Source organism: Phenylobacterium sp. T106, from assembly GCF_057219735.1.
The window spans coordinates 445,023-466,597 of sequence record NZ_JBXVWA010000001.1; the positions used below are offsets into that span (position 1 = coordinate 445,023).

At 70.9% G+C, this 21,575-nt stretch carries 28 protein-coding genes; 9 read left to right on the plus strand and 19 right to left on the minus strand.

Going from position 1 to position 21,575, the window contains the following annotated elements:
- Positions 1-20: 20 nt before the first annotated feature.
- From AC2D8W_RS02115 to yajC, 5 genes are all read right to left on the minus strand, one after another.
- Complete coding sequence (locus AC2D8W_RS02115) at positions 21-638, minus strand: hypothetical protein (protein ID WP_293482533.1); 618 nt, start codon at positions 636-638, stop codon at positions 21-23.
- 73 nt (positions 639-711) lie between these two features.
- The gene (locus AC2D8W_RS02120) at positions 712-1,071 is read right to left on the minus strand and encodes an Mth938-like domain-containing protein (protein WP_484670124.1); all 360 of its coding nucleotides are present in this window, start codon (positions 1,069-1,071) and stop codon (positions 712-714) included.
- A gap of 125 nt (positions 1,072-1,196) precedes the next feature.
- Positions 1,197-2,174 (minus strand): protein translocase subunit SecF, encoded by a 978-nt coding sequence (gene secF, locus AC2D8W_RS02125; RefSeq protein WP_293482531.1) that lies wholly within the window; start codon positions 2,172-2,174, stop codon positions 1,197-1,199.
- A 7-nt stretch (positions 2,175-2,181) separates the two neighbouring features.
- Complete coding sequence (gene secD / locus AC2D8W_RS02130) at positions 2,182-3,783, minus strand: protein translocase subunit SecD (RefSeq protein ID WP_293482530.1); 1,602 nt, start codon at positions 3,781-3,783, stop codon at positions 2,182-2,184.
- Positions 3,784-3,795: 12 nt separating this feature from the next.
- Positions 3,796-4,101: a preprotein translocase subunit YajC gene (gene yajC, locus AC2D8W_RS02135; protein WP_293482529.1), complete on the minus strand. Its 306-nt coding sequence runs from the start codon at positions 4,099-4,101 to the stop codon at positions 3,796-3,798.
- A 111-nt stretch (positions 4,102-4,212) separates the two neighbouring features.
- Here yajC and AC2D8W_RS02140 point away from each other — a divergent pair, with 111 nt between their 5' ends.
- A complete protein-coding gene (locus AC2D8W_RS02140; RefSeq protein ID WP_484670125.1) occupies positions 4,213-5,052 on the plus strand; it encodes an ATP-binding protein in 840 nt (279 codons plus the stop codon).
- Positions 5,053-5,113: 61 nt separating this feature from the next.
- Here the strand turns inward: AC2D8W_RS02140 and AC2D8W_RS02145 are convergent, their stop codons facing one another.
- Entirely contained in the window at positions 5,114-5,323 is a 210-nt protein-coding gene (locus AC2D8W_RS02145) for a cold-shock protein (RefSeq protein ID WP_484670126.1), read from the minus strand.
- Between the two features lie 283 nt (positions 5,324-5,606).
- Between AC2D8W_RS02145 and AC2D8W_RS02150 the strand changes: the two genes are divergently transcribed.
- Positions 5,607-5,816, plus strand: a complete 210-nt coding sequence (locus tag AC2D8W_RS02150) for a DUF2188 domain-containing protein (protein WP_293482526.1) — start codon at positions 5,607-5,609, stop codon at positions 5,814-5,816.
- Positions 5,806-6,069, plus strand: a complete 264-nt coding sequence (locus tag AC2D8W_RS02155; protein WP_484670127.1) for a hypothetical protein — start codon at positions 5,806-5,808, stop codon at positions 6,067-6,069. The genes AC2D8W_RS02150 and AC2D8W_RS02155 overlap by 11 nt, the downstream gene beginning before the upstream one ends.
- Positions 6,070-6,076: 7 nt before the next feature.
- Here the strand turns inward: AC2D8W_RS02155 and AC2D8W_RS02160 are convergent, their stop codons facing one another.
- The 4 genes from AC2D8W_RS02160 to serS form a co-directional block, all read right to left on the minus strand.
- On the minus strand, positions 6,077-7,870 hold the full coding sequence (locus AC2D8W_RS02160) for a LysM peptidoglycan-binding domain-containing protein (protein WP_484670128.1): 1,794 nt from the start codon (positions 7,868-7,870) through the stop codon (positions 6,077-6,079).
- A 103-nt stretch (positions 7,871-7,973) separates the two neighbouring features.
- On the minus strand, positions 7,974-8,630 hold the full coding sequence (locus AC2D8W_RS02165) for a protein-L-isoaspartate(D-aspartate) O-methyltransferase (protein ID WP_293482523.1): 657 nt from the start codon (positions 8,628-8,630) through the stop codon (positions 7,974-7,976).
- Positions 8,630-9,403 (minus strand): 5'/3'-nucleotidase SurE, encoded by a 774-nt coding sequence (gene surE, locus AC2D8W_RS02170; RefSeq protein ID WP_484670129.1) that lies wholly within the window; start codon positions 9,401-9,403, stop codon positions 8,630-8,632. Before surE ends, AC2D8W_RS02165 begins: the two co-directional genes overlap by 1 nt.
- Positions 9,400-10,728 (minus strand): serine--tRNA ligase, encoded by a 1,329-nt coding sequence (serS, locus tag AC2D8W_RS02175; protein ID WP_484670130.1) that lies wholly within the window; start codon positions 10,726-10,728, stop codon positions 9,400-9,402. The genes surE and serS overlap by 4 nt, the downstream gene beginning before the upstream one ends.
- A gap of 146 nt (positions 10,729-10,874) precedes the next feature.
- On the opposite strand from serS, the gene AC2D8W_RS02180 reads away from it, so the two are divergent.
- The gene (locus AC2D8W_RS02180; RefSeq protein ID WP_484670131.1) at positions 10,875-11,540 is read left to right on the plus strand and encodes a hypothetical protein; all 666 of its coding nucleotides are present in this window, start codon (positions 10,875-10,877) and stop codon (positions 11,538-11,540) included.
- A gap of 56 nt (positions 11,541-11,596) precedes the next feature.
- Here AC2D8W_RS02180 and tatC read toward each other — a convergent pair whose 3' ends face one another.
- The 3 genes from tatC to AC2D8W_RS02195 form a co-directional block, all read right to left on the minus strand.
- Complete coding sequence (gene tatC / locus AC2D8W_RS02185) at positions 11,597-12,484, minus strand: twin-arginine translocase subunit TatC (protein WP_293482519.1); 888 nt, start codon at positions 12,482-12,484, stop codon at positions 11,597-11,599.
- Positions 12,481-13,002 (minus strand): Sec-independent protein translocase protein TatB, encoded by a 522-nt coding sequence (gene tatB, locus AC2D8W_RS02190; RefSeq protein WP_484670132.1) that lies wholly within the window; start codon positions 13,000-13,002, stop codon positions 12,481-12,483. Before tatB ends, tatC begins: the two co-directional genes overlap by 4 nt.
- A gap of 73 nt (positions 13,003-13,075) precedes the next feature.
- Positions 13,076-13,282, minus strand: coding sequence for a twin-arginine translocase TatA/TatE family subunit (locus AC2D8W_RS02195; protein ID WP_293482517.1), 207 nt, complete (start codon positions 13,280-13,282; stop codon positions 13,076-13,078).
- 204 nt (positions 13,283-13,486) lie between these two features.
- On the opposite strand from AC2D8W_RS02195, the gene AC2D8W_RS02200 reads away from it, so the two are divergent.
- Positions 13,487-14,170 (plus strand): PEPxxWA-CTERM sorting domain-containing protein, encoded by a 684-nt coding sequence (locus AC2D8W_RS02200; protein WP_484670133.1) that lies wholly within the window; start codon positions 13,487-13,489, stop codon positions 14,168-14,170.
- Positions 14,171-14,200: 30 nt separating this feature from the next.
- Here the strand turns inward: AC2D8W_RS02200 and scpB are convergent, their stop codons facing one another.
- From scpB to AC2D8W_RS02225, 5 genes are all read right to left on the minus strand, one after another.
- Positions 14,201-14,851 carry an SMC-Scp complex subunit ScpB gene (gene scpB, locus AC2D8W_RS02205; RefSeq protein ID WP_484670134.1) on the minus strand — a complete coding sequence of 217 codons (651 nt, stop codon included), beginning with the start codon at positions 14,849-14,851 and terminating at the stop codon, positions 14,201-14,203.
- Positions 14,848-15,657: a segregation and condensation protein A gene (locus AC2D8W_RS02210; RefSeq protein WP_293482247.1), complete on the minus strand. Its 810-nt coding sequence runs from the start codon at positions 15,655-15,657 to the stop codon at positions 14,848-14,850. The genes scpB and AC2D8W_RS02210 overlap by 4 nt, the downstream gene beginning before the upstream one ends.
- A gap of 58 nt (positions 15,658-15,715) precedes the next feature.
- Positions 15,716-16,555, minus strand: a complete 840-nt coding sequence (gene ftsN, locus AC2D8W_RS02215) for a cell division protein FtsN (protein WP_484670135.1) — start codon at positions 16,553-16,555, stop codon at positions 15,716-15,718.
- A gap of 90 nt (positions 16,556-16,645) precedes the next feature.
- Positions 16,646-16,879, minus strand: coding sequence for a hypothetical protein (locus AC2D8W_RS02220; protein WP_293482245.1), 234 nt, complete (start codon positions 16,877-16,879; stop codon positions 16,646-16,648).
- Between the two features lie 5 nt (positions 16,880-16,884).
- Positions 16,885-18,063 (minus strand): deoxyguanosinetriphosphate triphosphohydrolase, encoded by a 1,179-nt coding sequence (locus AC2D8W_RS02225; protein WP_484670136.1) that lies wholly within the window; start codon positions 18,061-18,063, stop codon positions 16,885-16,887.
- An 81-nt stretch (positions 18,064-18,144) separates the two neighbouring features.
- On the opposite strand from AC2D8W_RS02225, the gene erpA reads away from it, so the two are divergent.
- Positions 18,145-18,477 carry an iron-sulfur cluster insertion protein ErpA gene (gene erpA / locus AC2D8W_RS02230; protein ID WP_484670137.1) on the plus strand — a complete coding sequence of 111 codons (333 nt, stop codon included), beginning with the start codon at positions 18,145-18,147 and terminating at the stop codon, positions 18,475-18,477.
- Here erpA and AC2D8W_RS02235 read toward each other — a convergent pair.
- Positions 18,469-19,251 carry a hypothetical protein gene (locus AC2D8W_RS02235; protein ID WP_484670138.1) on the minus strand — a complete coding sequence of 261 codons (783 nt, stop codon included), beginning with the start codon at positions 19,249-19,251 and terminating at the stop codon, positions 18,469-18,471. The two genes, erpA and AC2D8W_RS02235, sit on opposite strands and share 9 nt — an antisense overlap.
- 105 nt (positions 19,252-19,356) lie before the next feature.
- Here AC2D8W_RS02235 and xth point away from each other — a divergent pair, with 105 nt between their 5' ends.
- From xth to AC2D8W_RS02250, 3 genes are read left to right on the plus strand one after another with little or no spacing between them, the layout of a single operon-like run.
- Positions 19,357-20,136 carry an exodeoxyribonuclease III gene (xth, locus tag AC2D8W_RS02240; RefSeq protein ID WP_484670139.1) on the plus strand — a complete coding sequence of 260 codons (780 nt, stop codon included), beginning with the start codon at positions 19,357-19,359 and terminating at the stop codon, positions 20,134-20,136.
- A gap of 22 nt (positions 20,137-20,158) precedes the next feature.
- Positions 20,159-20,815 carry a hypothetical protein gene (locus AC2D8W_RS02245; protein ID WP_484670140.1) on the plus strand — a complete coding sequence of 219 codons (657 nt, stop codon included), beginning with the start codon at positions 20,159-20,161 and terminating at the stop codon, positions 20,813-20,815.
- A gap of 45 nt (positions 20,816-20,860) precedes the next feature.
- A complete protein-coding gene (locus AC2D8W_RS02250; protein WP_484670141.1) occupies positions 20,861-21,553 on the plus strand; it encodes an NnrU family protein in 693 nt (230 codons plus the stop codon).
- Positions 21,554-21,575 lie beyond the last annotated feature (22 nt).

Genomic DNA, 21,575 nt, shown 5'->3' on the forward strand with positions numbered 1-21,575 from the left:
CTCCGTCATTTCGCCGGCCGCTATCCGAACAGCGTCTGCGTCATGGTCATTGACGTCAGCATCGGGATGCTGAGCAGAAGGTTCGTGCGCGAGAACAGCATCGCCGTACGGCCCGCCTTGGCCTTGGCGTCGGCGTCCGCGTCCACGATGCCCAGGGCGATCTTCTGGTTCGGCCAGATGAACACCCAGACGTTCAGGAACATGATGATCGCCAGCCACATGCCCACGCCCAGCAGCGTGAAGCCCTTGTCGCTCGGGGCGAGGCCGCCGAACAGGCCGAAGGTGAACGCCTCGTGCGCGTAGTTCGCGCCGCGAGCGTAGGCGACCAGCACGCCCATGAGCACCGTCGCGGCCGCCGCCCAGCGGAACCAGAACAGCGCCTCGGGGGCGATGTACTTGGAGACCGCCGGCTTAAGCTCGGCGGGGATCTCCGGCATTTTTCGGATCTGGACGAAGTTGAAGTAATACAGCAGCCCGATCCACAGGATGCCGAAGAAGGTGTGCAGCCAGCGCAGGACCGCCTGCCAGAAGGCGGCGTCCGTCCCCTGCGGGCCTTGCGAGTACGCGACGACCATGACCAGCGCGAGGACCACGCTGAGGATCACGGTGTTGCGGAAATTGGCGAGTAATCCAGCCATCTAGCTTGCCCTTGTGAGTCCCTGCCCTAGGTCGAGAGGTATAGGACCTTTCGTCACAGGCCGGAAGGACGCATCAGACGGCGATCAGGGCGGCCGCAACCCGCCGGCCTTCCGACGTGAGCAGATTGTAGAGCCGGGCGGCGGAGGGCGTGTCCATGAACTCCAGCCCGATCCCGGCCGCGCGCAGGCGTTCGCGCACCTCGCGGGGCGGCATGGCGTTGCGGGCGCCCACGCCCAGCAGGACGAACTCCACCTCGGCGGCGCCGGCGTCGAGCACCGGCTGCAGCGCCGCGGGCGTCAGCTCGTCCAGGCGCGCCACGGACCATGCGCGGGGCTCGTCCCTGAGGATTAGCACCGAGCCGTCGTGGCGGGCGCCGTCGAGGCGGAAGCCGCCGTCCCCGTAGGCGTCGATCGCGGGCGCGTTGCGGGCCATGGGCCGTCTCCTACCGCCCGCCCCGACCGGCCTCGATCGAGACCGTCAGGAAGACGGGGTCCGTCGTCGGGCTGCCGGAGCGCATCGGGATCGCCTGCGGGTGTCTCGGCCTGCCGGAACGCGCGCTAGGGCCGCGCGTCCAGGGGCTTCAGCACCTCGGCGTCCTCGCCCCGCTTCACGCCCAGCCACATCAGCACCACGGCGGCCACGAAGAACGACGAGTAGGTGCCGACCACGATGCCGAAGATCATCGCGATGGAGAAGCCGAACAGGGTCTCGCCGCCGAAGGCCGCCAGCACGCCCAGCGCCATCAGGCCGGTGACGCCGGTGATGGCCGTCCGCGACAGCGTCTCGTTGATCGAGAGGTCGATCACCTCGGACAGCGGCATCCGCTTGTACTTCCGCAGGTTCTCCCGGACGCGGTCGAGCACGACGACGGTGTCGTTCACCGAGTAGCCGATGATGGTCAGGATCGCCGCCACCGTGTTCAGCGAGAACTCCATGTTCGTGACCGCGAACAGGCCGAAGGTGAGCAGCACGTCGTGGATCAGGGCCGCGGCCGCGCCGATGCCGAACGTCAGGCCGAACCGGAACCAGATGTAGACCATCATCATCCCGACCCCGAGCGCCAGCGCCAGCACGCCGTTGCGGAACAGCTCGCCCGAGACCTTCGGCCCCACGACCTCCGTGCGCTTGAACTCCAGCGGCCCGATCGCGGCGACCAGCGCCCGCTTGGCGCCCTCCACGGTCACGGCCGGATTCTGGCCTTCCGGGGTCTCGAAGCGCACCAGCGCGTCCTGCGGGCTGCCGAACGCCTGCACCTGGACGTCGCCGAGCTGGCGGGCGTTCAGGGTCTCGCGAACCCGTCCCAGGTCGATGGGCTGCCTGGAGGTGATCTCCAGGACCGTGCCGCCGCGGAAGTCGACGCCGCAGTTCAGGCCCGCGCAGGGCGGCTCGAACGGGAACAGGGTCAGGAAGACCGCCGCGATCGTCGCGACCAGCGACACCCCGGCATAGACCTTGGCGAACCGCATGAAGCGGAAGTTGGTCTTGACCGGCAGCAGCTTGATGAGCGGCCACCACGTGGAAGGAGTCTTGCTCATCGGCGGCTCACTGGATCGGAAGGAACTTGGGCCGCGTCGTCCGCAGCCACAGGGCCAGGATCACCTGCGTGATCAGCACGGCCGTGAACACCGAGGTGAACACCCCGATGGCCAGGGTCCAAGCGAAGCCCTTCACCGGGCCCGCGCCGAGGCTGAACATGATCAGCGCGGCCCCGAGGTGGGTGATGTTGGCGTCGAAGATGGTCAGCATCGCGCGGTTGAAGCCCGCATCGATGGCGGCGATCACCGTTCGCCCGGCGCGCATCTCCTCGCGCATCCGCTCGTAGATCAGCACGTTGGCGTCGACGGCGACGGCCAGGGTCAGGATGAGGCCCGCGATGCCCGGCAACGTCAGGCTGGCCTGTGTGATCGACATCGCCGCGATGATCAGCAGCCCGTTGACCAGCAGGGCCAGGATCGAGACGCCGCCGAACAGGAAGCCGTACGCCACCACCATGAAGGCGAGCACCAGAACGAACGCGCCGATGGCCGAGATCTGGCCGGCGGCGATGGCGTCCGCGCCGAGCTCGGCGCCGACGGTCCGCTGCTCTTCGACGTTCAGGCGGGTCGGCAGAGCGCCCGCGCGCAGCACCAGGGCCAGGTCGTTGGCGCTCTCGACCGTGAAGCTGCCGCTGATCTGTCCGCTGCCGCCCGTGATCGGCTCGTTGATGGACGGCGCCGAGATGTACTGGTTGTCGAGGACGATCGCGAAGCGGCGGCCGACGTTGCGGATGGTCGCGTCGCCGAAGCGGCGCGTGCCCAGGCCGTTGAACCGGAAGCTCACGATCGGCTCGTTCTTCATCTGGTCGAAGCCCGGCTGGGCGTCGGTCAGCATCTCGCCCGTGACCAGCGCGCGGCGGTCGACGACCAGCGGCGGCTGACCGCCCTCGCCCGGCATCAGCATCTTGCCGGGGGGGACGCGCCCGGCCATGGCCGCGGCGACGTCGGCGTTCTCGTCCACCAGGTGGAAGGTGAGCTTGGCGGTCTTGCCCAGCACCTCCTTCAGGCGTTCGGGATCGCTCTCGCCGGCGGCCGCGACCACGATGCGGTTGGACCCCTGGCGCTGGATCGTCGGCTCGCGGGTGCCCAGTTCGTCGATGCGCCGGCGGATGATCTCGATGGACTGGTCCACCGCCCGCTTGGCTTCGGCCTCGAAGGCCTCGGCGATGAAGGTGAGCCGGAGCGTCTGGCCGGGAAGGACCTGGACGGTCGTGTCCCGCCCGCCGACCGCGCCCTGGATCGTGGAGCCGATGGTGTTTCGCAGCACGCGCGCCGCGGCGTCCACCTGACCCGGATCGACGATGCGCACGTTCACCCCGCCGTTCACGGGCCCGAGGTCCGCAAAGGCGATCTGCTCCTCCCGCAGCGTCGTGCGGACGTCCTCGACCATGTTCGTCAGGCGCTCGCTGCGCAGGGCGTCCGTGTCGACCTCCAGCAGGAGGTAGGATCCGCCCTGGAGGTCGAGGCCCAGGTTCAGGGTCTGGCGCGGCATGAAGCCGGGAAGCCCGTCGCGCACGCTCTGCGGCAAGGCGTTCGGAAGCGCGAACAGCAGCCCGAGCACCACCGACAGGATGACGAGGACGACCTTCCAGCGGGAGAGGGTAACCATCTGGAGGGGCGCTTAGGCCTTGGAGTCGTTGGCCGGCGCGGGCTCGCCGCGCGACCGGACGTCCGAGATCATGCCCTTCACCACCTTCACGGTGACGCCGGTGGCGATCTCGAGACCGACTTCCTTGTCCTCGACCCGAACGACCTTGCCGATCATGCCGGACGAAAGCACCACCTGGTCGCCGCGCTTCAGGGCGGCCAGCATCGCCTGATGCTGCTTCATGCGGCGCTGCTGCGGCCGGATCATCAGGAAATAGAACAGCACGATCAGCAGGATCGGCATGCCGATGACCTGGATCAGGGCATTGGGGTCGTTCATCTCAGCTCCGGAAGCGTTGCCCTGGCGTAGGGCCGGAAATCGGGTCGGCGGAAGCTATGCGCAAGGACCCGCTTTTGCAATCGAAGCGGCGCGGGTGGTAGGCAGCGGGTCATGCAGGGTGACGACAGGACGGTCTTGAGCCGCATCGCCGAGGCGCTGGAGAGGCTCGCGCCGCCGGCGCCGACGGCCGTAAGCTTCGATGGCGGCAGGCTTTTCCGCCACGATCCGCGCAGCGGCGCGTTCCATGCCGCGCCCGACTATCCGCTGCCGCTCCAGAGCCTCGTGGGCGTCGACCGGCAGAAGGACCGCTTCGTCGAGAACCTGAAGCGCTTCGCCCAGGGACTGCCCTCGAACCATGCCCTGCTCTGGGGCGTCCGGGGCGCGGGCAAGAGCTCGCTCGCCAAGGCGGCGTTCATGTCGGTCGCCGCCGATGCGCCGACCCTGAAGCTGGTGGAAGTCGACCGGGACGAGGTCACGACGCTGCCGGCGCTGTTCGACGTGCTGCGGGGCCGCCCCGAGCGGTTCGTCGTGCTGTGCGACGACCTCTCCTTCGAGGAGGGCGCCGCGGCGGCCAAGGCGCTGAAGTCGGCGCTCGAGGGCGGGGTCTCGGGACCGCCCGCCAATGTCCTCTTCGTGGCGACCTCGAACCGTCGCCACCTGATGCCGCGCGGCCACCAGGAGGACCGCGGCCTGGTCGCCGCCGCCGAGGACGCCGAGGAGGAGGTCAGCGTCTCGGACCGCTTCGGGCTGTGGATCGGCTTCCCGCCGATGGACCAGGCGACCTACCTCGCCGCCATCGCGGCCTACGCCGCACAGTTCGACCTCGCGGCGCCCGACCTCGAACGGCGCGCCCTGCAGTGGGCGCAGCTGCGCGGCGCACGATCTGGCCGCGTCGCCTGGCAGTTCATCCGCGATCTCGCCGGCGAGCTGGGCAAGCCCCTGCCCCTCTGACGCGCACGAAAAAGGCCGGCGCCATCGCGCCGGCCTTCTCGATCCAGCAGGCCTCCGCGGATCAGGCGGCCTGGAGCTGGCCCGCGGACATCTTGCCGCTGCGCTTGTCGCGCTCCAGCTCGAAGGAGACCTTCTGGCCTTCATTGAGGCCCGACATGCCCGCGCGCTCGACGGCCGAGATGTGGACGAATACGTCCTGCCCGCCATCGTCCGGCTGGATGAAGCCGAAGCCCTTGGTCGCGTTGAACCACTTCACGGTTCCAGTTGCCATTTCAGTGCCCTTTCCGGGAAATAATTGGCGTCATGTGCCGACGCTTGCATCAAATTCTCGGATAGGGTCGTCGGTAAATCCGCGGCGGATCTAATGAAAATCCAGCCGGAAAAATTCGCGAGCCAGTGCGAAATTCGATGCTCAAAACATAATGTATTTCTGACCGCGCGCAAGAATGTCTTCGGCAATGGGCGACATGCGGCCATTTTAACTCTACAATGCCGGCAAGCAGCCGAGGCGGCCGGTCCGACCGCGCCCGGCGCCCCCCAGGAGGTTTTCCATCATGCGCGCAACTCCCGACCGTGACGTCTTCACCGTGGTGCGCCACGACGGCGGCTGGGCTGTCGAGCACGAGGGCCAGGTCTCCGACATCACCCGCGACAAGGAGGTCGCCAAGGCCTCGGCCAACAAGCGGGCCCGGGCCTCGTTCGACGCCGGCCGCTCCTGCGTCGTCCGGGTCTTCGGCGAGCATGGCTATTTCGATGCCGCGTAGCGCTGCGCCCGCCTCCCTGAAGCGGCTGGCGCCGGCGCCCCGCTTCCGGGCCGAGATCGAGGAGGCCGAGGCCACCGGGGTCTCCCGCGACGCCATGACCCTGCGCCTGACCCTGGGGGACTGCACGGCGCTCAAGCGCGACCGGGAACTGCCGGTCGCCGACATCAGCTTCGCGGGCGGCGTGATGCGCTACCTGGGCGTGAAGGTCGAGCCCGGCGGCGTGCCGGAGAGCGTGCTCGACCTGGAAGCCTGAGGCCGGGCTACCGCGGGAGGACCAGGTTCGGATCTACGGGTCTGGCCCGCTCCTGCGGCGTCGGCGCATAGCGGACCTCGAAGTGGAGCTGTGGCTCGGAAACGCCGCCGCTCGACCCCGCCTGACCGATCTGCTGGCCCTGCGTGACCTTCTGCTGCATGCGCACGTCCACCCGTCCGAGGTGGGCGTAAGCGGTGACCCAGCCGTCCGCGTGCTTGACCAGCACGAGGTTGCCGAAGCCCGGCACCTGGTCGCCCGCATAGACCACGTCGCCCGCGGCCGCGGCCCGCACCGGCTCGCCGGCCGGGACCCGGATGTTGACGCCGTCGTTGCGCTGGCCGCCGCCGCGGTCGCCGAAGCTCGACAGGATGTCGCCGCGCACGGGCCAGATGAACAGGCCGCGGCCCATCTGGCTGATCTGGGCGTCGCTGACGGGCGGGCTGGCCGTGGGCGCGCCCACAGGCGGGCCGGAGGGCCGATAGGGCTGCGGCGAGCTCGGCAGCGCTGTGGGCGGACGCGGGGCCGAGCGGGGCGGCGGCAGCGTCTGTCCCACAGGGGGCGGCGTCTCGAAGGAGGACGGCGGACGCGGCGCGGGCGGCGTGGGCCTGGGCGGCGTCGGCGCCACGGCGGGCGTGGAGGCCTCGATCGGGCCGCGGTCGCGATAGCCGGCCGGCAGCTGCAGGCGCCGGCCCGGGGCCACGCTCGCGCCGCGACGCAGGCCGTTGGCGCTCCGCAGCTTGTCCACCGTGGTGGAGAACCGCTGGGCGATCTCGGCGAGCGTGTCGCCGCGCTGGACGACATAGGCCTTCGCCGAGCCGCCCGGGCCCCGGATCGTCTGGCCGGGCTGCAGCCGGTAGGGGCGCTTCAGCTTGTTGATGCGGGCGAGTTCGGGCACCGACGAATCGAGGCGGCCGGCGATCTCCTCGAGCGTGTCGCCCTTGCGGACCCGATAGGCGCGCCCGGGCGTGTCGACCGTGACCACGCGTCCCGTGACCTCGAGCCCTGCCGCGGACTCGGACCGGGCCTCCGGCGCACGGGCCGCCTCGGGCTCTGGCTCGCGGCGCGCGCTGCTGGTGCGAGGCGGCGGCGGCTCTTCGGCCGCGGCGGCGGCCTGCGCGCCGGGAACCTGAAGCTTCTGGCCGCGGAAGATGGACGAGGAGCGGCCCATGCCGTTCGCGGCCTTCAGCGCCTCGACCGTGGTCCCGAAGCGGACCGCGATGCCGAAGAGCGTGTCGCCCGACTTCACCGTGTAGGTCTCGCCCGCCGTCGAGGCGGACGTCCGCCGCGTGCTGCGCGCCGGGGCCGGCGCCTCGGCCTTGGGGTTCTTCAGCACCTGACCGGGCTGCAGCCGGTAGGGACGGCGCAGGTCGTTCGCGCGGGCCAGATCCTCCATGTCCACGCCGAGCCGTGAGGCGATCTCAGCGAGGGTGTCGCCGCGCCTGACCGTGTAGGTGTCGGGCGTCGCGGCGCGGCGCGTCCGCGCGAAGGCGTCGACGGCGGGCGGCTCGAACGACAGGACGGGCGCGCGCTCGGCCTCGGCGATCGCTGCGGTCTGGGCCGGCGCCGCGGCGGCGGGCGGCAGGGGCAGCAGCACGGCGCTCTCGATCGCCGCGGTGGGCGCCGCCACCGTCGTCTCGGCCGTCGCCGTCGCCGCGGGCGGCGGCGGCGAGACCGGCGCGGGCGCAGCCCCGGTCGCCCGCGACTGAGTCAGGATCGGGTGGTCCGCGTAAGGGCTGACGCAGGCGGAGAGGGCCGTGCCGGCCAGCAGGATCAGGGCCGTTCGTCCGAGAAGATGCGTCATCGCCGCTCCGGGGTAGGACAGAGAATCATCGGGGCGTGAGGGGGAATGATGGCGGCGAGCCGGCGCCCCCGCCAACCCGCAAACGCTGCGCAACACGAAAAGGTCAGAGCTCCTTGGCCACGCCTTCGAGGAGAGGCACGAAGCGGACGTCGATCAGGTCCTCCACCTCGAACCCGCCCTGCCCGTCGCCGGTGTAGCGGCGGAGCGTCTGGACGGGACCCTTGCCGATCGGCGCCACCAGGATGCCCGTGGGCTTCAGCTGCGCGAGCAGAGCCTTGGGCTCTCCCGGCGCCGCGGCCGTGACCATAATGCGGTCAAACGGCGCCTGCTCGGGCCAACCCTCCCCGCCATCGCCGAAGCGGGTGATGATGTTGGTGAGGCCCAGCTCCCTGAAGCGGCCCTCGGCCTCTTTCATGAGGGTGCGGTACCGCTCGACCGTATAGACCAGCCGCGCCAGCCTGGAGAGGATCGCGGTCTGGTAGCCGGACCCGGTCCCGATCTCGAGGACCCGGTCGCGGCGGTCGATCTTCAGCGCCTGGCTCATCAGGCCGACGATGAAGGGCTGGCTGATGGTCTGGCCGCAGGCGATCGGCAGGGCCGAATCCTCGAACGCGCGGTCCTTGAAGAGCTCCTGCGTGAACAACTGGCGTGGCGTCGTCTCGATCGCCGTCAGCACCTTGGCGTCGGTCACGCCCTGGCTGCGCAGCGCCAGCAGCAGGCGCGCCATGCGGGTTTCGGGCGTGTCGTCGGCGTCGGACATCAGAGCTTCGGCGGGACGCCGCCGAGGCGTCCCCTCATGTCGTTGAGGGTGGGCAGGTGGGTCAGGTCGATGTGCAGGGGCGTCACCGAGATCTTGCCGTCGTAGAGGGCCCGCAGGTCGGTCCCCTCGGCCGGGCTCGAGCGAAGCTGGCGGAAGCCGACCCAGAAGTACTCCCGCCCCCGCAGGTCCGTGCGCCGTTCGGCGTGGCGGACCTGGACGTCGCGGAATCCCTGACGGGTGACCTCGACCTCGCGGATCTCGCCGGCCTTCCCGTTCGGGAAATTGATGTTCATCACCACGTCGGGCGGCCAGCCGATCTCCATCAGGCGGTTGATGATGCCGGGCGCATGGGTCTCGGCCGGCTCGAAGCTGGTCCCTTCCTCGTAGAAGCCCATCTGCGACAGCGCGATCGACGGAATGCCCAGCGCCATGCCCTCGATGGCCCCGGCGACGGTGCCGGACATGGTCACGTCCTCGGCGAGATTCGCCCCGCGGTTCACGCCCGACAGCACGAGGTCGGGCTTCTTCCCCTGGATGATGTCGTTCACGCCCAGCATCACGCAGTCGGTCGGCGTCCCGGTGGTGGCGAAGCGTCGCTCCGAAAGCGTGCGCACGCGGATCGGGTCGGCCAGGGTCAGCGCCCGGCTGGCGCCCGACTGCTCGTACTCCGGCGCGACCACCCAGACGTCGTCGGACAGCCTGGCCGCGATGCGCTCCAGCGCCTCCAGGCCATCGGCGTGGATCCCGTCATCGTTGGTGATGAGAATCCTCACCCTGCGCCCCCGATGTGGGTCACGCCGGGCATGTAGGGATGCAGAGCCTGCGGGATGGCGATCCGGCCGCCCTCGTCCTGGTAGTTCTCCATGATGGCGACCAGGGTCCGGCCAACCGCGAGGCCCGAACCGTTGAGGGTGTGCACGAAGCGGGTGCCCTTCTCGCCGGCCTTCTTGGTCCGGGCGTCCATGCGCCGGGCCTGGAAGTCGCCGCAGTTGGAGCACGAGCTGATCTCGCGGAACTGGCCCTGGCTCGGCAGCCAGACCTCGAGGTCGTAGGTCTTGCGGGCCGAGAAGCCCATGTCCCCCGAGCAGAGGAGCATGGTGCGGAACGGCAGCTCCAGGCGCTTCAGCACCGCCTCGGCGCAGCTCACCATCCGCTCGTGCTCGTCCTCGGATTGCTCGGGCGTGGTGATCGAGACCAGCTCGACCTTCTGGAACTGGTGCTGGCGGATGATGCCGCGGGTGTCGCGGCCCGACGCCCCCGCCTCGGCCCGGAAGCAGTGGGTCAGCGCCGTGAGCCGCAGCGGCAGCTCCTCCTCGGGCGTGATCTGCTCGCGCACCAGGTTGGTCAGGGTGACCTCTGCGGTCGGGATCAGCCAGCGCAGCTCGGGCGCCTCGCCCGCCTCCTCGACCGCGCGCGCCGTCTCGAGTCCGGGAAAGGCGACGAACTGGTCGTCCGAGAACTTCGGCAACTGTCCGGTGCCGAACATCGTCTCACTGCGGACCAGGAGCGGCGGGGCCACTTCGAGGTAGCCGTGCTCGCGGGTCTGCAGGTCGAGCATGAACTGGCCGATGGCCCGTTCCAGGCGGGCGAGCTCGCCCTTCAGCACCACGAAGCGTGCGCCGCTCATGCGGGCGGCCGCCTCGAAGTCCATCAGCCGCGCCGCTTCGCCCAGGTCGACGTGATCCCGCGGCTTCGAGATGGCGAACGGGGTGCCCCAACGGCGCACTTCGACGTTGTCGTGCTCGTCGGCTCCGGCCGGCACGTCGGCGGCCGGGACGTTCGGCAGGGCCGCGACCATTCCCCGCAGCGCCTCGCCCGCCGCCCGCTCGGCCTCGGCGTGCTCGGCGAGCTGGCCCTTGAGCGCCTCGACCTCGGCCATCAGGCGCTGGGCCTCGGCCTCGTTCTTCTGCGCCTTCGCCTGGCCGATCTTCTTGGACGCCTCGTTGCGTTCCGCTTGCGCCGCCTGCCCGGCGGTCTGGGCGGCCCTCAGGCGGGCGTCGAGTTCGAGGATCTCGGCGACGCGCCCGGCGGAGCCCTTCGACGCCCAGGCTTTTTCGTAAAGCTCGGGATTGTCGCGAATGGCTCGGATGTCGTGCATGGGCCGCTGGGGAGATGGTGAGGAGGCTGAGCGGCTCTCTCTAGAGCGCGTCGGAGGGGGCGCCAAGCTTGCCGGCCGCCCGACGGCCGGCGATCATGTCGCGGGCGCCGGGGCGCTGCACGAAGCGGGGGTGGATATTGTACCGGATGCTCAGCCGCGGCGTTCTGGCGGCGCTTGTGATCGTGCTTGCGCCGGCCGGGGCCGCCGCCGAGGAGGCTCCCGCCCTGGCCGTGCGGATCGGCGGCGACGAGATCCGGATGCCGGTTCCGGCGGGCTACTGCGAGCCCACAGGCCGCTATGCCAACATCGCCCAGCTCACCGACGCCATGGATCGGGAGAACATCACCTACCTGGCCCTGGTGGACTGCGCGGCGGTGAACGCGGGGCGCGAGCTCTCGCGCTACCTGTTCCTCCGCGCGCCGAAGGTCTTCGCGTCCGAGCGGCTGACGCGGGAACAGCTCTTCGAGCGCATGGGGCCGATGCCCGAGAACGCGCCGAACCTCCTGCTCGACAACCCGGCCATGGACCAGGCGAAGGGCGCCGCCCGCCGCGCCACGGGCCGCAACGTCGAGCTCAGCGGGGAAATGCGCCCTGTCGCCAAGGACGACGCCGGCTACTACATGGCCGGCGGCCTGCAGCAGGACGACGCCGGGCGCAGCCGCAGGACCTCGGTCGGCATCGGGGCCACCGCCGTCCGGGGCCACGTGGTGACGGTGAACAGCTACGTCCGCGGCTCGGACCTCGCCGCCGTCCGCGAGGCGCTGAAGGTCGCCCGCGAGACCACGCAGGGACTGGTGGCCGCCAACCCCTAGGGCCGGCGCCGGACGCCGCCGGCGAGCTCGTCCCGGTCAGCGGGATCGCGGCGGCCTCACGCCGCGTCCGCGGCCGCCTCGTCTTCCCTGTCCCGCCGGCGCTCGATGAGCTTCACGCAGCCGATCGACAGGAAGTAGAGCGCGATGATGGGGCCCGCGAGGAGAAGCTGGCTGATGGGATCGGGCGGGGTCACGACCGCCGCGACGATCACGACGCCGAGCACGGCGTAGCGCCAGCCCTTCCACAGCATCTCGGAATTCACGATGCCCGCCAGGCCCAGCAGCGTCAGCACCACCGGCAGCTGGAAGCACAGCCCGAACGCCAGCAGCAGGGTGGTCACGAGAGTGAGGTAGTCCGACACCTTCGGCAGCAGCTGGACCTGGATGCCCGAGGCGCCGACGATCTGCTGGCTCAGCGAGAACCAGAGCACGAAGGGCAGGATGATGTAGTAGACGAGCGCCGCGCCCAGGGCGAACAGCACGGGCGAGGCCAGCAGGAACGGCAGGAAGGCCCGGCGCTCCCGGCGGTAGAGGCCCGGGGCCACGAAGGCGTAGGTCTGCCAGGCGAGGATCGGGAAGGCCACGACCACGGCGCCGAACCCGGCCAGCTTGAGCTTGGTGAAGAAGAACTCCAGCGGCGCGGTGAAGATCAGGTCAGGCGCGCCGCCGGTGACGGACGCGAGGGTCTTGAGCCCGATCAGCACGAAGAAGAGATCGAAGGCGCCGTTGGCCTGCCCCGCCTTCTGGGCCGCGAAGATCTGCCCCGCCAGCTGGAAGGGGTGCAGCAGCACCTCGTAGATCTGGCTGGAGAAGCCGAAGCACACGATGAACGCGACCACGACGGCGGCCACGCAGACGATCAGCCGCTTGCGAAGCTCGATCAGGTGGTCGAGCAGCGGCGCGCGCGACGCCTCGATGTCGGCTTCGTCGCTCTCGTAGCTCAAGGCTTGGCCTCGACGGTCTTGCGCGCCCTGGGTCGCCCGGCTTTAGGCTTCCGCGCCTTGGGCTTCGGGGCCGCCGCGTCCGGCGCGGCGTCGGTTTGCGGGGCGGCGCTCTTCTTCGCGCGCGGCTTGCGGGCCGGCTTGGCGGGCGCGTCCGACACCTCCACCGGCGGCGGCTCGGTGGCGTCGTACTGATAGCTCATCGGCGGGTGCAGCTGGACGCCGACGTCCGAGAGGCTCTGTTCGATCTCGCCGACGGTCGAGCGCATCGCCTCCTCGTGGCTCGCCATGTCCGCGAACTGGCCCCGGCGCATCGCCTCGACCTCCTTGCGCAGCTCATCGAGCTCGGACTGCCGCGCCATCTCGTCGAAGCTGGCGCGGAACTCGGCGGCCATGCCGCGGAGCCGGGCCACGAACTGGCCGAGACGCCGCAGCATGATCGGCAGGTCCTTGGGGCCGACCACGACCAGCGCGACCACCGCGATGATCAGCCATTCAATTCCGCCGACGTCCGGAAGCATGGGGGTGGCCTAATGAGAAGCGCCGGCCGCATCAAGCGGACCGGCGCCGGATTCCGTCTCTCATGCTCGCGGATCAGCTCCGCGCGCTGTCCTTCTCGTCCTGCGCGAGCTTCTTCGCGTCCTGCTGCGCAGGCTCGTCGTCGCCCTTCAGGCCGTCGCGGAAGGCCCGGATGCCCTTGGCGGCGTCACCCATCAGGCCCGAGAGCTTGCCGCGCCCGCCGAACAGCAGGAGCGCGACCACGAGGACCGCCAGAACGTGCCAGATGCTGAATGCGCCCATGCGCTGAAAACTCCCTGGACGACGCCATCCGCCGCCGCCGTTGTCTCACGCGGAGATATATAGTCGCTCCGCCGGGCGCGCGCCAACGCGGGTTTGCGATCGCCCGCCCCTGCCCAGATCAAAACCCCCCAAATGGCGATGTGCCCGCGCGGAACCGCGTGGGACGCTTCTTCCAAGCGACAGCACGGATCGGAGGATCGGGAAATGCTCGGCCACTTGATGCGCACCACCCTGGCGGCCACGGTCGGCGTGGCGGCCGCCGCGACGGCGCAGGCGACGACGATCGACTTCGACAGCCTCCCCTATTCGACGCCCGGGGCCGTGGTCGAACTCAACACCCAGTTCGCGCACCTCGGCGTCCTCTTCGAAGCCGGCGTCGGGAGCATCGACACGTTCGGTGGGGTCATTGTCCTCCCCGGCGATCCGGACGGGACCAACGTCGGCTACATGCGGCTGGGCGCCCCGCAGACGATCCGCTTCGTCGATCCCTCCAACTCGGCCGTGAACGCCACGACCAACTTCGTCTCGTTCGACAATCTCGGCCTCCTCGCGAGCGGCGGCGAGTACAGCGGCTTCACCGCGCGAGCCTTCGACCTGAACGGCAACCTGCTCGGCGAGACGACGGTCGCGCCCGTGGGGCCGGCCCAGGCGCGCTCGGTCTTCCAGACCACCTTGAGCTTCACAGGCATCCACCGGATCACGACGACCCGCATCCTGAGCCCCCGTGGCGGCATGCAGCCGATCGACAACCTGACGTTCGGGCCGCTGACCGTCGTGACGCCCGGGGGCGTGCCGGAGCCGTCCACATGGGCCATGATGATTCTCGGCTTCGCGGCGGCGGGTCACATCCTGCGGCGCTCCCGGCCAGGACGCCGCGCCGTCAGCTGACGTCCGCAACCCGCACGCCCCCCGGACCGATCAGGGCTGCGACGGCTCGTCTTCCGCGAGGAAGTCGACATGGAACTCGGGCGCGTCGCCCTCCAGCGGGTCCTCGTCGCCGCCCGCAAGGTTCGGATCCGGAACGCTGAAGCCGGCCGGCAGGTCGAGCGAGAGCAGGCCGGCCGCCTTCATCTCGGCCATGCCCGGCAGGTCGCCGAGCGTGGCCAGCCCGTAGTGCTCCAGAAAGGCGTCGGTGGTCCCGTAGGTCACCGGCCGGCCCGGTGTCCGCCGTCGGCCGCGCATCCGCACGAGGCCCAGTTCGAGCAGCACGTCGAGGGTGCCCCGGCTGGCCTGCACGCCGCGCACCGCCTCGATCTCGGCCCGGGTCACAGGCTGGTGGTAGGCGATGATGGCCAGCGTCTCCTGCGCGGCCTTGGAGAGCCGGCGCGGCTCGTCCCGCTCCTCGGTCATGAGCCACGCGAGGTCCTCCGCGGTCTGGAAGCGCCAGCCGCCGGCCACGTTCGCCAGCACCACGCCCCGACCCTCGTACATCCGCCCGAGCTCGACGATCGCGCCCATGACGTCGGCGCCCTCGGGCAGCCGCGCGGCGAGATCCTGCTCGGTGAGCGGCCCGGCCGCGGCGAACAGCAGCGCCTCGATCTCGCGGGCGGTCTCCCGGTAGTCGCTCATGCCGCAGCCTCGCCCTTGCGCGCCCTCAGGTAGATGTCGGCGAACGCCTCGAGCTGGCGAGCCTCCATGGCGCCTTCCTTCACGAGTTCGAGGCTGGCCGACAGCGTCGAGGCGACGTAGCTGGCCCGCGAGGGTCCGGCGGCCGGCGTCCCCATCGGCGCGATGCCGCCCAGCGGCGTCCAGCGGTCGAGGTCGGGCAAAAGGCGGCGCAGGCGGTCGCGGGCGTCCTCGAGCGGATAGGCCACGGGCGCGGCGGGCTTGTAGCTGCGCTGCGATTCCTTCTGCCGCTGGCCGATGTAGGCGCTCATCAGGCTGTAGAGGTCGCCCTCGATCCTGCCCGACGGGATGACGCGGATGGCCTCCGGGTCCCCTCGCACGAACACGTCCCGGCCCAGTTGCGGGCCGGCGCGCAGCGCCTCGGCGGCGTTGCGCATCGCCTCGAGCTTCGCCAGGCGGAAGGCGAGCTGCGCCGCCATCTCCTCGGCCGGCGCCTCCTCGGCCTTGGGCTGCTCGGGCTTCGGCAGCAGCAGCCGCGACTTCAGATAGGCCAGCCATGCGGCCATCACGAGGTAGTCGGCCGCGAGGCTGAAGCGGCGTCGGCGCGCCTCCTGGACAAAGGCGAGGTACTGCTCGGCGAGCCGGGTGACCGACAGCTTCAGGAGATCGACCTTCTGCGTCCGCGCCAGGGCGAGCAGGACGTGCAGCGGGCCCTCGTAGCCCTCGAGGTCGACGATGAGCGCCTCGCCGTCCTCGGCTGCGGTCGCGGCCGCCGCGAAGTCGAGGCTGGGCTGGAAAGCCTGGCTCATGCGGCCACGCCTCGCCGGCGGCCCCCCGCCGTTCGCGCCAGGATGTCGAGCCCCGGGCTCACCGGACGAAGCAGCTCTTTCCGGCGCCCTGGAGACGCGCGCAGAAGGCCTGGGCGTCGGCCCGCGAGGCGAAGCCGGTGACGAAGGTGCGGTAGAGGCTGCCGCCCTCGATCTTCTCCACGGCCTTGCCCTTGCCGGCGGCGAGCCCGGGCGCGGCCGAGACGGCGTCGCTCCAGGCCTTGTCCGCCAGCGCCGTGGAGCTCACCGCGCCGACCTGGACACGCGCCGCGCCCGCGGACGCCGTCACCTTGGGCTCCGGCGCGGCGGCCTTCTTCTCGGGCGGCGGCGCAGGCTTGGGCGGCGGTGCGGCGGCCACGGCCTTCGGCGGCGGCGTGACGGCCTTCGCGGGCGGCGGGGGCGCGGCCTTGGCCGGCGGGGGGGCAGAGGCCGGGATGGCGGGCTTCAGCGCCGCGGCGGTCGCGCCCGGCGGCGGCTGCGCTGGCGGGATCTGCGCGACCACGACGGGGGTCGTCGGCCGCGCCTGGGGCTGTTCCGGCGGCGGCACGAACTTCGGCCCCTCGGGCACGGTCTCCATGGGCGCGGCTTCCGCGCGATAGATCTCGAGCCCGGCCGCGGGATCCTGGGGCTGGGCCGTCGCGGGCGCGGCTTCCTTCATGCCGCCCACCGGCGCGCCCACCACCTGCGGGGCCTCGCCGGCCTGGCGCACCCCCTGCTGGTAGAACACGAAGATCGCCGCCACCAGCGCGGCGAGGACCAGGACGGACAGGATCAGGGTGAACGGGATCGGGCGCGCGCCGCGGACGGGCTGGCGCGGATCGAAGCTCAATGGGGCGTCAGCGGTGGGCGGCGTGTAGGCGCCGCGCTCATGGTCGGACATCGCAGGCTCCGAATCGCGCACGTTCGGGGAGCAGTCTATCGGAGGCGACCGAGTCGAGGTTGCGGCGCCCGTGGATTTTCTGTGGGCGCCTCAGGTCTTCCCCAGGCCCTCGAGTTCCGTGGTGTCCATGCCGTAGCGATGGAAGAGCGCGCGGAACTCGCGCAGTTCGTCCGCGGAGATACGGCCGGGGCGCAGCTGGATGTGAAGGTCCTGACCGCGGCTGCTCACGCCGCTGACCGCCCGGATGCGTTTCAGCCATGCCGCAAAGGCCCATTCGTCGCCCGGGGAATGGTACATGGGGCCGCGGACCACGAGGACGTCCACGGGGCTCAGCTCAGCACGTCCAGGTGGAACAGCTTGCGATGCTCCTCGATGGCGTAGCGGTCGGTCATCCCGGCGATGTAGTCGCAGACCACCCTCGCCCGGCCCGCCTCGTCACGGCCCTGCGTCCGCGCCCCCCATTCCGCGGGCAGGACGTCGGGCTCGGCCATGAAGAGCTGGAACATCTCGGCCAGCATGCGCCGCGCCTGACTGCGCGTGCGGTTCACGCGCCAGTGCCGGTACATCCGCTCCATCAGGAAGGCCCGCAGCTGCGCGAGGTCCTCCACCATGTCCCGCGAGAACGCCACCAGCGCATGGCCAAGCATGCGGACGTCCTCCGGCGAGCGGACCTTGCCCGCCGCGGCGCGCCGCGCCGTCTCGGCCAGGACGTCGTCGACCATGGCCCCGATCATCCGCCGGACGGCCTCGAGCCGCAGGATCCCCGGCTCGCAGCCCGGGAAGTCCCGCCGCGCGCCCGCCACGTTCGGCCCGATCAGGGGCACCTCGGCCAGTTCGTCCAGGTTGAACAGCCCGGCCAGGACGCCGTCGTCCACGTCGTGGTTGTTGTAGGCGATGTCGTCGGCGAGCGCGGCGACCTGGGCCTCGGCGGACGCCCAGGTGTCCAGGCGCAGGCCGTACTGCGCATCGAACTCCGAGATCGCGCTCCAGGACGGCTTGGCCAGCTGGTCGACCACCGGCCCGTTGTGCTTGATCACGCCCTCGAGGGTTTCCCACGACAGGTTGAGGCCGTCGAAGCGCGGGTAGCGCCGCTCAAGCCGCGTCACGACCCGGAACGTCTGGACGTTGTGGTCGAAGCCGCCGTAGCCCTGCATCTGGACCTGCAGCTCATCCTCGCCCGCGTGGCCGAACGGCGGGTGGCCCAGGTCGTGGGCGAGCGCGACCGTCTCGGCGAGGTCGGGATCGAGGCCCAGCGCAGTGGCCAGGCTGCGGGCGATCTGCGCGACCTCGAGGCTGTGGGTGAGCCGGGTGCGGAAGTGGTCGCCCTCGTGCGCCACGAAGACCTGGGTCTTCTCCTTCAACCGCCGGAAGGCGGACGCGTGGATGATGCGGTCGCGGTCGCGGGCGAAGTCCGTGCGCGTGCGGCTGGGCGGCTCGGGGAACTTGCGTCCCCGGGACGTCGCCGGGTCCTCGGCGAAGGGCGCGCGCTGTGGAAGGGAGGAGGCCATCGAACCGTTCTGTCAAAGGCCTCTTGGTCGAAGCCGTCCGGGCCCTCATATAGTCCAGGCCCTTCATTCGTCTAACAGCGCATGACCACCCCCGACCTGACCCTTTCGCCCGCCGCGGCTCGACGCATCCACGCCATCGGCGCGCAGGAGGGCCGGCCGATGATGCTGCGCGTCGCGGTCGAGGGCGGCGGCTGCTCAGGCTTCCAGTACCAGTTCGATCTCGTCGACGAGGCCGGCCCCGACGATCTCAAGGTCGAGCGTGACGGCGCGGCGGCCCTGGTGGACGTGGTGTCGCTCGCGCTCCTGAAGGGGTCGGAGATCGACTTCGTGGACGAACTCGCCGGCGCCGAGTTTCGCGTGCGCAACCCCAACGCCAAGTCCAGCTGCGGCTGCGGCGTCAGCTTCTCAATCTGAGGCCGGAGGGCCCAGCGGGCGCGGCGGCGGCTCCGCGCCGACCTCGGTGATCTTGATGTTCCTCGGGACCTGGAAGAGCTGCGGGCGGTCGGGCAGGCCGTGGCGGTACTCGTCGTAGCGCAGCACGAGCACCGGCTGGCCGCGCCGCAGGTAGCTGACCATCAGAGGGATCGGCCGACGGGCGTCCATCAGGAAGGCCAGGGTGTGGTCGCCGATGGTCACGGTGTGCAGCGCCGCGCCGGTCGCGCCCCAGGGGGCCAGCCTCTGCCGTTGCGGCGCATAGGTCGCGACGAAGGCCGCCTCGCAGCCGAACTCGAGCGTGCGGAACGGCGCCGGGAGGTCGGGCGCCGGCGGCAGCACAGGCGCGCGCACCACAAGCTCCGGCCCGGGGTCGATGCTGTGCCGTCCGGTGCGGCTGACCTGATCGTAGACCCAGATGTCGGGCTCGGCGATGATGACCACCGTCGTTTGGCCGCGGACCGGATCCGGCGACTCTTCGCTCCGCAGGAAGTGCTCCCCTTGCCGCCAGAGGTCCCGCGGCTGCGCGGCCCGATCAGCCGCCGCCAGGCCCGGCGAGATGTTGCGCATGGTCATGCGGAAGAGCTGCGGCGGGGCGCAGCGCCCCTCGTCGACCGGTGGGCCGAGCGACCCCTGCAGTGGCGGCTCGGGCGCGGCCGCCGGCGGCGTCTCGACGTTCGCCGGCGGCGACTGGGCGGCCGCCGGAAGTGCGGCGGCGAACGCCAGGGCGGTCAGGAGGGAGGCGTGGCGGCGCATGCGCAGGCCATGGGCTCACGGGCCTTGGCGAGGGTCAAGCGGGCGTGCGGGCCTTGAGCCGCTGCGGCGCGCCCTCTAGCTTCCGCGCCGAAGCTGGAGCCCTTGATGCGCATCGCCACCTGGAACGTGAACTCGGTCAACGCGCGGCTCGACACGGTGGTGCGGTGGTTCGAGGAGGCCAGGCCCGACATCGCCTGCCTCCAGGAGATCAAGTGCGTCGACGAGAAGTTCCCGGCCGAGGCCTTCGAGCGGCTCGGCTACAACGTCGCCGTCAACGGGCAGAAGACCTACAACGGGGTCGCCCTGCTCTCGAAGACCCCGCTCGAGGATGTCCGCAAGGGCCTGCCCGGCGACGACGCGGACGAACAGGCCCGCTACATCGAGGCGGTGGTCTCGGGGCCGCAGCCGGTCCGCGTGGCTTCGATCTACCTGCCCAACGGCAATCCGGTCACCACTGAGAAGTTCGCCTACAAGCTGGCGTGGATGGCGCGGCTCCACGCGCACGCCCGGGAGCTGCTGTCGTGGGAGGAGCCGTTCGTGCTGGCCGGCGACTACAACGTCATTCCCGAGCCCCGCGACGCCGAGTTCCCGAACAACTGGCTGGGCGATGCCCTCTTCCAGCCGCAGACCCGGCAGGCGTTCCGGGCGTTGAAGAACCTCGGCCTCGTCGAGGCCTACCTGCAGGCCGACGGCGCGCCGGGCGCCTACACCTTCTGGGACTACCAGGCCGGCGCCTGGGACCGGAACAACGGCATCCGGATCGACCACGCCCTGCTCTCGCCCCAGGCCGCCGACCTGCTGGCCGGCGTGGCCATCCACCGCAATGTGCGCGCCTGGGAAAAGCCGTCCGACCACGTGCCCCTGGTGGTCGAGCTCGACGCCTGACGACTCGGCTTAGTCTGGGGCCATGGACGAGGCTGCGCGGCTCCTGACGCTGCTCGCGCTCACCGGCGGGGCGCTGACCCTCGTCGGCGGGGCCTTCGCCTACGTTCTGGATGAGACGCGCCGCATCCGCCGGACCCTGACCGAAGGGCTCGGCGCGCCGCCGCAGCCGGTGCTGATCGCGCGGGGCCGCGGCGCCGGCGTCGGCTTCAACCTTGCCGCCGGGTTGGTGGCAGCAGCCTGGGATCGCGGGGGATGGCGGCTGACCTATCGGCTGCAGGAACTGATGGGCGTGGAACTCATCGTCGACCGCCAGGTGGCGGCCCGCGCCTTCCGGGGCGAGCCCCGACGCGCCCTGGACCAGCTCGCCGAGCCCCAGGCCGGTGTGCGCCTGCGGTTCGTCTTCGATGATCCCCAGCATCCCGACTTCGAACTGGACCTCTGGCTGCCGCAGGACGAAGGCCGACGGGGGCGGTTCGATGCGCCGGAGGCCCTGATGGAAGCCAATCGCTGGATGGCGCGGATGGAGGCGATCCTGCGCCGCACGGACGGGCCGGCGCGCAAGGCCGCCGTCGCCACACCTGCGCGCCACGCCCCGGCCGCCGCGCCGGGACCTCTGTTCGAAGGCGACGATGACGACGACGGGCCCGAGGCCATGGACGGCCGCGAGGGCATCACTTGACGGCGTAAATTTTCGCGGCAGTGTCTGCGGGCGAAGGAGTTCCCCATGACCGCCCTCATCGCCGCCGCCGCGTTCTTCATCGCCATCCATCTCTGCGTGTCGGGCACGCGCCTGCGGGACGCGATCATCGGCCGGATCGGCCAGGGGCCGTACATGGGCCTCTTCGTGCTGGCCTCCTTCGCGGGTCTCGCCTGGCTGGGGGTCGGCTTCGCCGCGGCGAGGACCGACCCTTCGAACACGCCCTTCTGGACCGTCGGAGAGGCGTCGCGGCAGGTGCAGCTGGCGCTTCAGCTGATCGCCTTCCTGCTCATCGTGCCCGGCGTGACGACCCCGAACCCCACGAGCGTGCGGCAGGAGGCGAGCCTCGAGCGCGCCGATGTGGTCCAGGGCATGGTTCGCATCAGCCGCCACCCGTTCCTTTGGGGCGTGGCCGTCTGGGCGTTCGGGCACCTGACCGTGAACGGCGAGCCGGCGAGCCTCATCCTGTTCGGCTCGATGCTGGGGCTCGCGATCTTCGGAACGTTCAGCATCGACGCCAAGCGGCGGCGCGCGCTGGGCTCAACTTACGACGCCTTCGTCGCCAAGACCTCGAACGTGCCCTTCGCGGCGATCCTGTCGGGCCGGCAGCCGTTCCGGCCGGCCGAGATCGGATGGTGGCGGATCGCCCTGGCCGTCGCACTGTGGGCCGCCCTCGCCTGGGGACATCCGCACCTGTTCGGGGTCGCGGCTCTGCCTTAGGGACGCCGGCCTGCTGCGGGCG

What these genes read in the sequence shown, in the direction of transcription:
- AC2D8W_RS02115 (WP_293482533.1), bottom strand. Translation starts at nt 638, where the DNA reads ATGGCTGGATTACTCGCCAATTTCCGCAACACCGTGATCCTCAGCGTG.
- AC2D8W_RS02120 (WP_484670124.1), bottom strand. Translation starts at nt 1,071, where the DNA reads ATGGCCCGCAACGCGCCCGCGATCGACGCCTACGGGGACGGCGGCTTC.
- secF (WP_293482531.1), bottom strand. Translation starts at nt 2,174, where the DNA reads ATGAGCAAGACTCCTTCCACGTGGTGGCCGCTCATCAAGCTGCTGCCG.
- secD (WP_293482530.1), bottom strand. Translation starts at nt 3,783, where the DNA reads ATGGTTACCCTCTCCCGCTGGAAGGTCGTCCTCGTCATCCTGTCGGTG.
- yajC (WP_293482529.1), bottom strand. Translation starts at nt 4,101, where the DNA reads ATGAACGACCCCAATGCCCTGATCCAGGTCATCGGCATGCCGATCCTG.
- AC2D8W_RS02140 (WP_484670125.1), top strand. Translation starts at nt 4,213, where the DNA reads ATGCAGGGTGACGACAGGACGGTCTTGAGCCGCATCGCCGAGGCGCTG.
- AC2D8W_RS02145 (WP_484670126.1), bottom strand. Translation starts at nt 5,323, where the DNA reads ATGGCAACTGGAACCGTGAAGTGGTTCAACGCGACCAAGGGCTTCGGC.
- AC2D8W_RS02150 (WP_293482526.1), top strand. Translation starts at nt 5,607, where the DNA reads ATGCGCGCAACTCCCGACCGTGACGTCTTCACCGTGGTGCGCCACGAC.
- AC2D8W_RS02155 (WP_484670127.1), top strand. Translation starts at nt 5,806, where the DNA reads ATGCCGCGTAGCGCTGCGCCCGCCTCCCTGAAGCGGCTGGCGCCGGCG.
- AC2D8W_RS02160 (WP_484670128.1), bottom strand. Translation starts at nt 7,870, where the DNA reads ATGACGCATCTTCTCGGACGAACGGCCCTGATCCTGCTGGCCGGCACG.
- AC2D8W_RS02165 (WP_293482523.1), bottom strand. Translation starts at nt 8,630, where the DNA reads ATGTCCGACGCCGACGACACGCCCGAAACCCGCATGGCGCGCCTGCTG.
- serS (WP_484670130.1), bottom strand. Translation starts at nt 10,728, where the DNA reads ATGCACGACATCCGAGCCATTCGCGACAATCCCGAGCTTTACGAAAAA.
- AC2D8W_RS02180 (WP_484670131.1), top strand. Translation starts at nt 10,875, where the DNA reads ATGCTCAGCCGCGGCGTTCTGGCGGCGCTTGTGATCGTGCTTGCGCCG.
- tatB (WP_484670132.1), bottom strand. Translation starts at nt 13,002, where the DNA reads ATGCTTCCGGACGTCGGCGGAATTGAATGGCTGATCATCGCGGTGGTC.
- AC2D8W_RS02195 (WP_293482517.1), bottom strand. Translation starts at nt 13,282, where the DNA reads ATGGGCGCATTCAGCATCTGGCACGTTCTGGCGGTCCTCGTGGTCGCG.
- AC2D8W_RS02200 (WP_484670133.1), top strand. Translation starts at nt 13,487, where the DNA reads ATGCTCGGCCACTTGATGCGCACCACCCTGGCGGCCACGGTCGGCGTG.
- scpB (WP_484670134.1), bottom strand. Translation starts at nt 14,851, where the DNA reads ATGAGCGACTACCGGGAGACCGCCCGCGAGATCGAGGCGCTGCTGTTC.
- AC2D8W_RS02210 (WP_293482247.1), bottom strand. Translation starts at nt 15,657, where the DNA reads ATGAGCCAGGCTTTCCAGCCCAGCCTCGACTTCGCGGCGGCCGCGACC.
- ftsN (WP_484670135.1), bottom strand. Translation starts at nt 16,555, where the DNA reads ATGTCCGACCATGAGCGCGGCGCCTACACGCCGCCCACCGCTGACGCC.
- AC2D8W_RS02225 (WP_484670136.1), bottom strand. Translation starts at nt 18,063, where the DNA reads ATGGCCTCCTCCCTTCCACAGCGCGCGCCCTTCGCCGAGGACCCGGCG.
- erpA (WP_484670137.1), top strand. Translation starts at nt 18,145, where the DNA reads ATGACCACCCCCGACCTGACCCTTTCGCCCGCCGCGGCTCGACGCATC.
- AC2D8W_RS02235 (WP_484670138.1), bottom strand. Translation starts at nt 19,251, where the DNA reads ATGCGCCGCCACGCCTCCCTCCTGACCGCCCTGGCGTTCGCCGCCGCA.
- xth (WP_484670139.1), top strand. Translation starts at nt 19,357, where the DNA reads ATGCGCATCGCCACCTGGAACGTGAACTCGGTCAACGCGCGGCTCGAC.
- AC2D8W_RS02245 (WP_484670140.1), top strand. Translation starts at nt 20,159, where the DNA reads ATGGACGAGGCTGCGCGGCTCCTGACGCTGCTCGCGCTCACCGGCGGG.
- AC2D8W_RS02250 (WP_484670141.1), top strand. Translation starts at nt 20,861, where the DNA reads ATGACCGCCCTCATCGCCGCCGCCGCGTTCTTCATCGCCATCCATCTC.